Origin of the sequence: Streptomyces sp. 2A115 (assembly GCF_052245575.1) — a bacterium.
Taxonomy (GTDB): Bacteria; Actinomycetota; Actinomycetes; order Streptomycetales; family Streptomycetaceae; genus Streptomyces.
Window position 1 is genome coordinate 68,356 of the sequence record NZ_JBQQCG010000029.1, and the last position, 12,438, is coordinate 80,793.

General features: G+C 70.0%; 9 protein-coding genes and 1 pseudogene. 5 read left to right on the forward strand and 5 right to left on the reverse strand.

Annotated features, from left to right (window positions below; translation table 11 throughout):
- Positions 1 to 329 precede the first annotated feature (329 nt).
- From ACTWQR_RS24890 to ACTWQR_RS24905, 4 genes are read right to left on the reverse strand one after another with little or no spacing between them, the layout of a single operon-like run.
- Positions 330 to 1,625, reverse strand: a complete 1,296-nt coding sequence (locus ACTWQR_RS24890) for an FAD-dependent monooxygenase (protein WP_443229371.1) — start codon at positions 1,623 to 1,625, stop codon at positions 330 to 332.
- Positions 1,622 to 2,029: a hypothetical protein gene (locus tag ACTWQR_RS24895; RefSeq protein WP_443229372.1), complete on the reverse strand. Its 408-nt coding sequence runs from the start codon at positions 2,027 to 2,029 to the stop codon at positions 1,622 to 1,624. Before ACTWQR_RS24895 ends, ACTWQR_RS24890 begins: the two co-directional genes overlap by 4 nt.
- A gap of 49 nt (positions 2,030 to 2,078) precedes the next feature.
- Positions 2,079 to 2,816 (reverse strand): cytochrome P450, encoded by a 738-nt coding sequence (locus ACTWQR_RS24900; protein ID WP_443229373.1) that lies wholly within the window; start codon positions 2,814 to 2,816, stop codon positions 2,079 to 2,081.
- The gene (locus ACTWQR_RS24905) at positions 2,750 to 3,283 is read right to left on the reverse strand and encodes a hypothetical protein (protein ID WP_443229374.1); all 534 of its coding nucleotides are present in this window, start codon (positions 3,281 to 3,283) and stop codon (positions 2,750 to 2,752) included. Before ACTWQR_RS24905 ends, ACTWQR_RS24900 begins: the two co-directional genes overlap by 67 nt.
- Positions 3,284 to 3,875: 592 nt before the next feature.
- Here ACTWQR_RS24905 and ACTWQR_RS24910 point away from each other — a divergent pair.
- From ACTWQR_RS24910 to ACTWQR_RS24930, 5 genes and pseudogenes are all read left to right on the forward strand, one after another.
- Positions 3,876 to 4,028 (forward strand): annotated as a pseudogene (locus tag ACTWQR_RS24910) (thioredoxin reductase); the annotation flags it as partial.
- Positions 4,029 to 4,412: 384 nt separating this feature from the next.
- Positions 4,413 to 5,177, forward strand: a complete 765-nt coding sequence (locus tag ACTWQR_RS24915; RefSeq protein WP_443229375.1) for an SDR family oxidoreductase — start codon at positions 4,413 to 4,415, stop codon at positions 5,175 to 5,177.
- Between the two features lie 271 nt (positions 5,178 to 5,448).
- Complete coding sequence (locus tag ACTWQR_RS24920) at positions 5,449 to 7,551, forward strand: ATP-binding protein (protein WP_443229376.1); 2,103 nt, start codon at positions 5,449 to 5,451, stop codon at positions 7,549 to 7,551.
- A 68-nt stretch (positions 7,552 to 7,619) separates the two neighbouring features.
- Positions 7,620 to 9,743: an AAA family ATPase gene (locus tag ACTWQR_RS24925; RefSeq protein ID WP_443229377.1), complete on the forward strand. Its 2,124-nt coding sequence runs from the start codon at positions 7,620 to 7,622 to the stop codon at positions 9,741 to 9,743.
- A gap of 139 nt (positions 9,744 to 9,882) precedes the next feature.
- A complete protein-coding gene (locus tag ACTWQR_RS24930; protein ID WP_443229378.1) occupies positions 9,883 to 11,178 on the forward strand; it encodes a phthiocerol/phthiodiolone dimycocerosyl transferase family protein in 1,296 nt (431 codons plus the stop codon).
- A gap of 379 nt (positions 11,179 to 11,557) precedes the next feature.
- On the opposite strand, the gene ACTWQR_RS24935 is transcribed toward ACTWQR_RS24930, so the two are convergent.
- Complete coding sequence (locus tag ACTWQR_RS24935; protein WP_443229379.1) at positions 11,558 to 12,430, reverse strand: helix-turn-helix transcriptional regulator; 873 nt, start codon at positions 12,428 to 12,430, stop codon at positions 11,558 to 11,560.
- Positions 12,431 to 12,438: the final 8 nt, after the last annotated feature.

Sequence of the window (12,438 nt, forward strand, 5' to 3'; positions counted from 1 at the left end):
GGCATTCAGTGGTCAACTGCGGCATTCAGTGGTCAACTGGCGCGCACGGCTGGGTGACCGGGCGCTTGATCCATCCCCCAGCCACAGCCGGAGACCGACGGCACGGCTGACCCTCCGTAGCGGGAAGCCAGTAGCGCCTGGTCTGCCCGGGACAGGTGGGTAGAGGGACATAGGGGTGCCCGGGGCGAAGGCGAGGGCCCAGTCGACCGGCCCTCCAGCGGGGTTTCGCTGGGCGACGTCAGGCATCGATGCCGGGTGCGCCGGGGAAGCGGCAGGCCATACCGGTGATCGCCACCGGCTCGTGGAGGCTGCCTGCTGGTGTCGCCGGTTCATGGAAGGTCACGTGAGCCTTGGGCCGCGACGGACGGGGGTGGGAGGGCGGGCCGTGTGTTGACGTACTCCCGCTCCAGGCCGGAGGCGGTCGCACAGCGGGCGGAGGTCTGGGCGAGTTCCCGTTCGGACATCACCTCGCGCAGATCGCGGAACCCGTCGGGGGCCCGTTGGTGCACCTTGGTGACCGATTCGGGGCCCTGCCGACGGTAGTCGGCCTGCAGCCGGGTCATCGCGGGCCGACGCTCGCCCTCATAGCGGGCCAGGGCCTGCGGGATGTCGTCCGCGGTGGCCAGCGCGTGGGCCAGGACGCGGGCATCGATGATCGACTGAGTGGCCCCGTTCGACCCCATGGGATACATGGCGTGGGCCGCGTCGCCCAGCAGGGTCACGTTGCCGAACGTCCAGCGGGGCAGGGGGTCGCGATCCACCATCGGGTGCTGGTGGACGCGCCTGGCGCCGCCGAGCAGGGCGGGGATGTCGAGCCAGTCGAAGGCCCAGTCCCCGAAGTGCTCCAGGACGCGGGCCGTGGTCACGGTCCCGTGTCCCTCGTCGCGACGGGTCGGCCGGTCGCCGGTGGTTGCGGCCGGCCGGGCGGCCACCCAGTTGACCAGCACACGCGTGCCGGTCGGGTGCCGGGCGACCGGATACAGCGCGATCCGCCGGGTGCCGTCCCCGGTGACGATCATCGACTCGCCGGTGAGGAACGGCTCGGCCCAGGTCGTTCCGCGCCACACCACCATCCCGTTGCTCGGTGGCGGACCTTCCTCCGGGTAGAAGGAGGCGCGTACCGCGGAGCGAATCCCGTCGGCGCCGATCACCAGGTCGGCCCGGCCGGCCTTGACGGTGCCCGTGCCGGCCCGCACTGTCGTCACCGCGACCTGTGCGTCCGGCAGCGGTGAGCAGCCCACTACGCGTGTGCCGTTGACGATCGCGTCAGTGCCCAGCCGCTCGCGAACGGCCTGCGCCAGGACGGTCTGCAGATCGCCTCGGTGGATGGAGAGCTGGGGCCAGTGACAGCCGGCCGCACGTCCCCGGGGCTCCTGCCGGATGAGCCGGCCGTGTCTGCTGTAGAACCTCAACTCCCGGGTGATGACGGCTCGTTCGGCCAGCCGGTCGTAGAGGCCGAGTTCGGTGAGCTCCCGGACCGCGTTCGGGAGGATGTTCAGTCCGACTCCGAGGGGCCAGATCGTCGTCGCCGCCTCCACGATCCGGACATCGGTGAAGCCGGCCGCGTGCAGGCTCAGGGCGGCGCTGAGGCCGCCGATCCCACCGCCGGCTATCAGAATTCTCATGAGGCCGCCCGTCCAGTGGTTGAGGCCGCCCGTCCAGTGGCTGAGGCCACCCGTTCACCGGCGGTGTACGGCCTCCCGTCGTCGTTGACCGGTGCTGCGGCTCGGGCTCGGGCTTGGGCTCGGGCTTGGGCTCGGTTGGCGGGCGCGGACAACTTCCGCATGCTGGTGGTGTTCTCGCAGGTGAGGGTGGCCAACTCGTCGAGGAGTTCCAGGCTGCCGCCGCCACAGCCGAGTGGGTGCGGACGGACTTCCTCGGCGCAGGTCTCGCGCGCCACCGCCGGGTGCCGGCCGCGAAGGACCGGCATGTCCGCGATACCGAGCTCGGCCGCCACGTGGACGGCCTGTCCGGACCACGCGCCCGTCAGCACCGGCAGGGCGTGCGGGCGAGTCCGCTTCTGCTCCATGAGAGTCTCCAAAGGTGCGTCCAGGGTGTGCAGTCGGCGTAGTGGACACTCACCACGTGACCGGCAACGACTCCAGGGAACTGAGTTCCGCCCCCTCGGTGAAGCGCAACTCCTCGAGCCGTGCGGCCAGTCGCAGTCCGGGCAGGCGCTCCGCCAACAGCCCCAGGCCCACCTGGAGTTCGGCCTTTGCCAGATGAGCGCCGAGGCAGAAGTGCGGCCCGCCCCCGAACATCAGCTGCACCGAGCTGTTCCGGTCGAGGAGCACCTTGTCCGGTGCCTCGTACACGGCCTCATCACTCAAGGCCGAGCCCATCGCGATGACCACGGCCTGCCCCTTCTCGACCGTCCCGGACGGCAGCTCGACGTCCTCGGTCGCCAGGCGCAGCAGACGGAGGTCGCCCAGCGACCTGACGCGCAGCACCTCGTCGACCGCGGCCGGAACGAGCGCCGGGACGGCGGCGAGCCGACGCCACAGAAAGCGGTCGTCGCGCAACAGGGTGAGCACGCCCCGGCCGAGCACGTTCGACGTCGTGTGGGTCCCGGCCACGATGATCGACATCACGAGGTAGGCGAGTTCCGGTTCGCTCAACCTGTCCTCGCCGTCCCGGGCCGCGATCAGGTCGTCGATCAGATCGTTCCCCGGTGTCGCCCGCCGGGTGGCGAGCAGTTCGGCGATGTACCCGGCGAACTCCTCGATCCGTTCCTTTCGTTCTTCCGCGGTCATCCAGGCGGCCAGGGCGAAGGCGTTGCTCCAGCGCTCGAAGCGCTCCGTGTCGTGGTCCGGCACGCCGAGCAGCTTGCCGATGACGACGACGGCAGCGGAGTGCAGTACGCGTCGACGAGGTCGGCCGTCGGTCCGGCGGACTCGATACGGTCGATCAGGTCACTCGCGACTGCCCGTATCGTCGGTCTCCAGCGCTCTACGCGCCGCGGGGTGAATGCCGAGGCGACGATCCGGCGAATCCGCAGATGTTCCTCGCCGTCCTTGTTGAGCAGGGTCTCCGGGTCGTCGAGAAAGCTCGGGCCGACGGTGACCCGCGGCGAGCCCGGAGCGGTGAGGTCGTGGGACAGACGTACATCGGCGAGCGCGGCTGCCGCGTCGGCGTGGGTGACCAGCAGCACCGCGTCATGCCCGCTGGGCAGTCTCACCTGCCCGAAGGGACAGTGGGCGCGGCGTTCCGCGTATTCGGCAGGCAGCCCGGACAGCGGTCCCGGCGCGAAGGGATAAGCGGAGACTTCGTGGTACACAGCCATGACGTCGCCCTCCAGGCGTCGTGAGAGCAGAAGCGGGAACTTGCGCAGGCCGGCTTCTCCGGGCGCGTTCTGGCTGCCTCTTGATGTCACATGTCGCTGATGTCATTGAATTCATCGATGGGCTGAGGTCATTTGGGCCGAGGCGGGATCCCTCGAGCACAAGGGGAAGCAGCGCGTCGCAGGGCCGCGGCGAAACCTCCGGCCTCCACGTCGTCGTGGCAGGTGCCGCATGGGGCCCCGACAACTCTTCCAGAGCGCGGGGCACGTCGTAAGCGCGACACCTGCTCAACCAGTGCTCACATGTGCCCACCGCCGCTTGGCACCAGCGACGCCACAGAGGGGCCGCATGTGTGGTCGCGGTGCTCAGAAGGGCGGCGTGCACGAGCCGCTCGCCGGCATGCCGCGGAGCCGAAACTTGCCGAAACCGCAAGCATTTTGACCAGTCCGGCGGCGGTCAACGCACTCTGACGACATGAACGCTCAGATGACCGGGCCCTCGCGGGGCAGACGCTTCGACGTCGTCGTGGTGGGCGGCGGGGCAGCGGGTCCGAGCGCCGCTTTGACCTCGCGCCGAGCTCGTCCGTCCTGGACCAATCCGTCCGGGGCCCCGGAGGCGGCCGGTGTGTGGCCGGCGGGCAACGTCGCCAACCCCGCCGAGCAGGTGATCGGCGCCGCTGCCGCCGGCGTCAACGCGGCAGCGGCCATCAACGCCGACCGGGTGTCCGAGGACACCCGCCGGGCCGTGGTGCTGGCCGCCTCGATCGCCGAGGCACTCGGCCTCGATGGCCCCGAACCCTGGGACATCGAGGCCGCCGGCGCCTTCTGGGGGCCCGAATTCACCACCGGTGCCCTGGCCTCCAACAGCCGCGTCCGCACCACACGAGCCCGCGACATTCTCGGCTGGAAGCCCCGCCACGGCTCGGTCACCGAGTGGATCGCCGCGGACTTGACCTCGTGACCCCCGACGCGGGGCGTGTGAGTGACGGCACCACTGCCTCGTCCGTCAGTGGTGGTGTGTGCCGTACTCCTAGGAAGATCCCGGCCTTCTCCTGCCATCGAAAGCACGGCAAGTTCGCAGGTGAACGATCCGTCAACGGGGCTTCTGCCCTGACTGAGCAAGGAGGACGCGGTGACACGGACACCCTCGGAGACCACAGAGCAGCGCAGCGACCGGAAGGTCGTACTCGTCACGGGTGCCACGAGCGGCATCGGCGAAGGCATCGCCAGGCGGCTCGCCGCGGAAGGCCACCACGTCGTTGCCGGTGCGCGTCGAGAGGATCGGCTGACCAGCCTGGCGGAGAGCGTCCGGGCCGACGGCGGCAGCATCGAGGTACGTCGTCTCGATGTCACCGACCGGGCCGACGTGGCGAGGTTCGTCGACGAAACGGTCACTGCTCGGGGGCATATCGACGTGATCGTCAACAACGCCGGCGTCATGCCCCTGTCGCGCCTTGACTCACTGCTGGTGGACGAATGGGACTGGATGATCGATGTCAACGTCAAGGGCCTGCTGCACGGCATCGCCGCGGCCATGCCGCACTTCCAGCGGCAGAACAGCGGGCACTTCATCACCATCGCGTCGATCGGCGCCTACTCCGTGGTTCCCACGGCCGCCGTGTACTGCGCCACGAAGTACGCGGCCTGGGCGATCACGGAAGGGCTGCGGCAGGAGGCAGAGCCGTTCATCCGCGTCACCACCGTCTCACCCGGCGTCGTCGAGTCCGAACTGGCCGACACCATCACCGAACCGGAAGCCGCGGCGGCGATGAAGGCCTACCGCTCGGCGGCCGTCTCTCCCGATGCCATCGCTCGTGCGATCTCCTACGCGATCAGCCAGCCCGCGGATGTCGACGTCAACGAGTTGGTCATCCGGCCCGTGCGGCAGCGCCCGTAGCGTCGCGGCTGTTGGGCGGTCTGCGCCCGCAGGCCTCCGCATGCCGGCGCACGACGAGCACTCCGTACCGGTCGAAGCGGCGGCCGGTGAAGACGCCTGTGGCCGAGCGAGGCGACGAGTTCCCCGGTGGGCGGCACGGCGTCGACCACCGGCCCGAACGGTTGCGTGAAATACGGCATACCGACGCGCCTTCTCAACCCTTCGATGGGACCGATACGTGCGACGTAGGCTGTTCGGCCATGTACGGGTTCGGTTTGGCTATGAGGGACTCATGAACATGGGGGATGGTGGCTCTTTGGGCGACCTCGTGGTCGCGGCGCGGGACCGGGCTTTCGCCGGACGGGTGGCCGAGCGGGCCCTGTTCCGGTCCGCGCTGGACAGAGACCCCGGCTCTTCGCCCGTGCTCTATCTGCATGGGCCCGGCGGAATCGGCAAGTCCGCGCTGCTGAGACGGTTCGCTCTCGAGGCGCGGGAGGCGGGACGGCTGGTGGTCGAGGTGGACGGCCGCACGGTTCGCGCGACGCCTGAGGACTTCGAGCAGGCCGCGGGGAAGGAGGCCTGCGAGCCGGATTCGGTACTCCTGGTCGACACCTTCGAGCACTGCCAGGGGCTGGAGAACTGGTTATGGGAGCACTTCCTGCCGCGGCTGCCGCTGGGTGCGGTCGTGGTGGTCGCCGGACGCGCGGCCCCCGATCCGCGCTGGGTCGCGGACCCGGGCTGGGCGGACCTGATGCATGTGGTGCCGCTGCGGAACCTGGCGCGGGACGACGCCGCGGCCTTCCTGCGAGTACGCGGCGTTCCGGCCCGCGCACACCAAGCGCTGCTGTCCTTCACCGGCGGCAATCCCCTGGCCCTGTCCCTGGCCGCGGCGGTCGCCGTCCAGCACAAGGCGGACGGAACACCTCGGCCGGCCGACTGGTCACCGGGCCGGGACGTGATCGCGACGCTGCTGCCGCAACTCGTGGGCGAGCCACCCAGTCAGGCCCACCGCACGGCGCTGGAGGTGTGTGCCCAGGCCGAGGTCACCTCCGAGGCGCTGCTGCGGGCGATGATGGGCGAGCGTGCCGGCGAACTGTTCGCGTGGCTGCGCGCCCAGCCGTTCATCGAATCCACCACGGCCGGGCTCTTCCCGCACGATGTGGTGCGCGAGGTGCTGGCAGCTGATCTCCGCTGGCGTGACCCGGACGGTTTCGTCTCCCTGCGCCGACGAATGCACCGGTATCTGCTCGGCCGGGTCCGGGAGGTGCCCGCCGCGCAGATGCTCCAGGCGGTGCACTCCCTGGTGTACCTGGAACGGACCGCCGGGGTGATGACCGACGCCCTCGTGTGGCATCCCGACGGCGCGGTGCGGGAAATGCCCTGTGCTCCTGCCGACGAGAGCCGCGTGGTGGAGCTGGTGCATGAGATGGAGGGCGCCGAGTCCGCTGCGATCGCCCGCTTCTGGCTGGACCGGCAGCCCGAAGCGTTCAGTGTCTATCGCTCGGCCGGGGCCGATGACATCGTTGCCTGCTCGGCCTGGCTGCAGCTCAGCGAGCCGCAGGGGGAGGACGTCGATCCGGTGGTGGCCGCCGCCTGGACCCATGCACGGGCCGACAGGCCACTGCGAGCGGGCGAGCACATGGCCATCGCGCGGTTCCACGTGGACCCGCAGCAGTACCAGCGCCCCTCCGCGACCATGAACCTGGTGACGTGGCGGGTGATGGGGGAGATCATCCGGGCCGACCGTCTCGCATGGTCGTTCGTCGTGATGCGGGACGACGGCTTCTGGAACGGCTACTTCGAGGACAGCGACATGATGCCGACGGATGCCAGACCTGTGGTCGGTGATCACGGGTACCGGCTGTTCGCCCGCGACTGGCGTACCCAGTCCGCCATGGCGTGGGTGGCGGAGAGGAACGACGTTCTGCAGGAGGGGATGGCTACCGTCACGCCTCCGGCCGGTACGTCGCAGGAGCGGGAGGAACACCTCGTGCTGTCCCGGCCGGAGTTCGACGTGGCCGTACGGGAGGCCCTGCGTGCCCTGTGGTGGCCCAATGAGCTCGCGGCGAACCCCCTCAGCCGCGGTCGGCTGGTCGCGGAGACGGGCCGCAGCCTCCAAGCGGAGACGGGCCGCAGCCTCCAAGACGTCCTGCTGCGTGCCATCGACACCGTGCTGGAGGAGCGCGGTGGCGAGAAACGTCACCTCGTCATCATGACCACGTACAGCAAGGCCGCCCCCACCCAGGAAGCGGCGGCCAGGCGCCTCGGAATGTCCTTCAGCACCTACCGCCGGCATCTGACCGCCGCCGTGAAGCGCGTCACCGACGTCTTGTGGAGTCATGAACTGAGCGGAGCACCGATCACCGCCGGCCGGGACCGATCGGCGGAGCGGTGAGGCAGGCAACTCGGCCGCGGCCATCCCGCGTGAACCGTGTCGTGAACGAACTGGGCAAGGAGACGCTCGTGAGTGCCCATCCCCCGCCCCACGGCCAGCCGATGATCCGCGACGGGTCTCAGCGGACCGCGCTGAGCGTGCGACTGCGCACAGCGCGCAGAGGCGCCTTCGTCGGGCGGTCGCAGGAGCTGGAGATCTATCGGGCGGCGCTCGAAGGCAAGCCTGGGGCGCCCGCGGTGATGCATGTCCACGGGCCGGGTGGTGTGGGCAAATCCGCGCTGCTCCTGCGGTTCGCCGAGGAGGCGGAGGCTCGGGGACGCACGGTGATCCACCTCGACGGCCGGACTCTGCTTCCGATGCCTGCGGCCTTCGAGGAAGAGGCCGCCGACGTACTGATGAACTCCCGTACGGTGCTGCTGGTTGACGCGTTCGAACGAATTCAGGGTCTGGAGAGCTGGCTTCGGGAGGCATTTCTGCCACGGCTGCCGGAGGGCTGCGTCGTGGTACTCGCCGGGCGCGGACCGCTCGCCCTGCAGTGGCGAACGGATCCGGGATGGCGGGATGTTCTGCACAGCGTCGCCCTGCGCAATCTCAACCCTGAGGAAGCGGTGGCTCTGCTGGCCGCTCACGGTGTCGCGGCGGATCGGCGACCGGTGATCCTGTCCTTCGCCGGCGGGCATCCCCTCGCCCTGTCGCTGGCCGGCGGAATCCCCGACGTCGGCCTTCCCGACGTTGGCCTTCCCGACCCGGAACACCGGTGGATGCCTCCGCACGATGTCATCGGTGCGCTTCTCTCACGGATCGTGGACAACGTTCCTTCGCCGGTGCACCGACAGGCACTCGAGGTGTGCGCCCACGCACGTACGACCACCCAGAGCCTGCTGCGGGCGGCGCTGCCGGACGAAGATCCGGCACCGCTCTTCGACTGGCTGCGTGATCAGCCGTTCGTCGATTCCCGCCGGGACGGTCTCTTCCCGCATGACGTGGTTCGCGAAGCGCTCGACTCCGATCTGCGCTGGCGTGACCCGCAGGAATACGAGGCCATGCACCACCGGCTGCGGGCCCATCTCCTCGAACGGGCCCGCACAGCCGTGGGCAACGGCGTGCTGCCGGCCATGGAGGCGGTGAAATACCTGCACCGTGCGGGCGGCGTCACCCCCAGGTTCTTCGTCTTCAGCGGTGACGGCGGAGTGTTCGAGGACAGCCTGCGCCCCGGCGACGTACCAACCGTGCTGCGTCTGGCACGTGAGGCCGAAGGTCCGGCGGCCGCGGCCGCGGCGGAGTTCTGGCTGGACCGCCAACCTGAGGCGTTCCATGTCCACCGGGACTCCGCGACCGGTGACGCCGTCGCCTTCGTCGCCTGGCTGCGCCTGACCGAGCCCGCCGACGCGGAGCTGAAGGCCGACCCGGTGGTGGCAGCGGCCTGGCGGCACACACACCGACGTGGGCCGGTGCGCACGGGGGAGCACATCGCTCTCGCACGGTTCATGGTGCACCCGACGGCCTACCAGCGGCCTTCCCCGGTGATGGACTTGATGATGCACCGGGTACTCGCCGGGTTCATCGACGTCGACCGGCGCGCGTGGTCCTTCGTCGCTTTCGAGGACGCGGCCTTCTGGGAACCGTTGATGACCTACTCCGACCATCACGCTCTCCAGGACGAGGGCGAAGTGCCACTGGGCGACCGTTCCTGGACATTGTTCGCGCATGACTGGCGCAGCATGCCGATGGAAGCCTGGCTCGAATTCACGGCACAGGAAGAGCTGTTCGGGCCGCAGAGCCGCCGGGCAACGGTCGTGCCCGAGGTGACCGTGCTGTCCCGGCCCGAGTTCGACAGCGAGGTACGCGGCGCTCTGCGCATGTGGCACCGTACCGACGCACTGGCCAAAAGCCCTCTGATCCGCAGCCGCCTGGTGACCGACCAGAACTCCGACGACCCCGTGGAGGTCCTGCGGGAGAGGCTCACCGACGCCGTCGACCAGTTGAACGCGGATCCGCGCGATGCGCGACTGCACCGGGCCCTGGCCGCGACGTTCTTCCATGGCGCCACCTCGCAGGAACAGGCGGCGGAGCAGCTCCGCCTGCCGTTCAGCACCTACCGCAGGCACCTCAGCCGTGGGCTCGCACGCGTGGCCGACCGACTGTGGGAGCTGGAGCACGACGCGGGTGCGCCGGGAGCGAAGGCCGACTGAGCGCGTAGTGAACAACTAGCGGACAGAGAAAGGGCTGGTCCGGGCCTGGTCGGCGGCCGAGAGTGGAGCTGTATCCACCGTCCGCGCACCCACCGGATCCGGAGCGTGTGCGGACCATGTTCGCCCGAGGAGCACCATCGTGACGACGGCCCCAGCGCAGTCCACCACCATGCCCGCAGAACGGCCGCTCGGCGTGGCTGAGCACTTCATGTGGCTGATGAACCAGAACCGCCCCACCCACTCGGCCACCGCCATCGAGGTCGCGGGCCCCACCGAGGTCCATGAGTGGCGAACGGCGCTCAACACCCTCCAGCGCCGCCACGCCCTCCTCGGGGCCCGTATCCGCGACAGCGGCAACGGCCCCCGGCTCTCGTTCGGCCACGCCGCACAGATTCCGCTACGAGTGACCGACCTGGCGGCGACCGGGTGGCAACACGAACTGGCCACCGAAATGCGCCACAAAGTCGATGCGGCCGCGATGCCGCCCGTACGCGCCGTCCTGCTGCACAGCCCCGAACGGTGCGCGCTGGTTCTCGTCGCGCACCATGCGGTGGTCGACGGGCTGTCACAGGCATATCTCGTACGAGACCTGCTGACCCTCGTCAGCGGCGGGCGCGGCGACGGGGCGGCCGAAGGACCGGCGGAAGCGCATCCCGGACATCCGGTGGACCACTTCCTGGCTGGAGAGATCGCCGACGCGGCGGCGACCCTGCCCAGTGACATGGACATCCCGCTCTCCGACAGGCCCGGCGTCTACCGGACGCCCGACCCGGACGCCGAGCTCTCCATCGATGCCGCCACTCTGAGCCAGAGCCGGACAGCCGCACTGCGCGAACGCGCCCGAGCAGAAGGAACCACCGTGCACGGCGCTGTCGCCGCCGCGGCCCTGGGCGCGGCGGCCGAACTCAACGCGGACTGGTCGACCGTCCCGCTGCGGGTGCACTCGCCCCTCAGCCTGCGCGGACTCCTTCGCGCACCCGCACCGGCCGAGGGCATGGGCAACATCCTCGCCCCGGCCACCACCGCACAGGTCGGCAAGTGGAGCGACCCGTGGGAGGCGGCCCGGTCCTTCACCGACACCCTCGCCCCGTTCCGCGACAGGAGCGCACTGCTTCAGTCGCTCGCGCTGTGGACAGGCGTCCTGCAAAACCGCCCGGCCCCGGCCGACATGGCCGGTATGCTCGCGGCCGCCGCACCCCACGAGCTGCTGCTCACCAATCTCGGGGCCCTGCCCATCGCGACGTCCTACGGTTCGTTGACCCTCGAAAGCCTGTGGGGACCTTCGGTCCTCTTCGGATTCGAAGGAGAACAGACCCTTGGTTTGAGCACACTCGCCGGCACACTGCGCATTCTGCACACGAGCTTCAGGCCCGTGCCCGAGCTCCTGGAGTTGACCCGAGAGCGGCTGCTGTCAGCCATTGGTGGCACCGGCTGATCTCTTGACATCCCCTGACATCGGCTGACATCAGCGCGGTGCCCCAGTCGGCCTCGTCTCCGACCGCGTCCGACCGCGCACCGCGAAATGCCCGGACAACACTCAGATCGGTTATGGGCGGCTGTCCATGTGCGGCACGGATGCGCACCAGCAGCGCCCGCCGTCCCGTCCTGTTCCGCCTCCGACGCTCCGCGAGGTCGGCGCCGTCATCGTGGACGGTACGGCACAGCAAGTGCGCCTCCCGCTCGTTGAACCTGCGCCCGGCGGCGCACCCGCGCGCCCAGTCCCGCAGTCCGGTGTCGCGATCCGGGCCCGCGGCAGCCTGAACGGCGCGATCACGCGCACAGGCCACGGCTGCCGTGCCGCTTCCAGACCCTGCTCAGGCCTGTGTCTGTCCGAGTTCGTTCGCACTGGGAGTCATGTCCTGGGTGCCGATGACGGAGAGGAGTTGCAGCTGGGCGGCGCCTTCGGTGCCGGGCGGGGCGCTGAACCACAGCAGACGCTGGCGTCCGTCCTCGCTGAACAGGCTGTGGCAGTCCAGCTCGATGACGCCCAGCGTGGCGTGCACGATGCGTTTGTGGTCGGTCCGTCGGAGGGCGACGTCGTGGGTGTCCCACAGTCCGGCGAACTCCTGGTTGCGCCGTCGAAGCGCGGCCACCATCTGGGTCACTTCGGTGTCGCGGCCGCGCCGGGCGGCGACCGCCTGCAGGTCGGCGACGAAGACCCTGGAGTGGTACGGGTGGTCCTCGGCCGGGTAGAGGGTGCGGGCGTCGGGGTCGGTGAACCAGCGGTAGACGAAGCTTGCCGCGGGGCCGCGCGCCGCCGGGTGCCGGCCGACGAGCGCGACTGCCAGAGGGTTTTGGACGAGGGTCTCGTGCAGGTCGGTGATGACCTGGGCGGGAGTGGTGGTCAGCTGGTCCAGCAGACCGAGCAGGCCAGGCTGGACGTGCGCGGTCGGGCCGTGCGCGGCCGGGGGGACCATCCGGTCGGCGAGGTGGAACACGTGGTCGCGTTCGTCGCCGTCCAAACGCAGAGCCCGGGCCAGCGAGGCCAGCACCTGGGCGGAGGGCTGGGTGCCGCGTCCACGTTCCAACTCGGTGTAGTAGTCGGCGGACAGGCCCGCCAGTTGGGCGACCTCCTCGCGTCGCAGTCCGGGCACCCGGCGACGGGGACCAGTGGGCAGGCCGACGTCGGACGGGCGGATTCGGGCGCGCCGGGACTTCAGGAACGCGGCGAGTTCGGAGTGGTTCACGCTCCCTA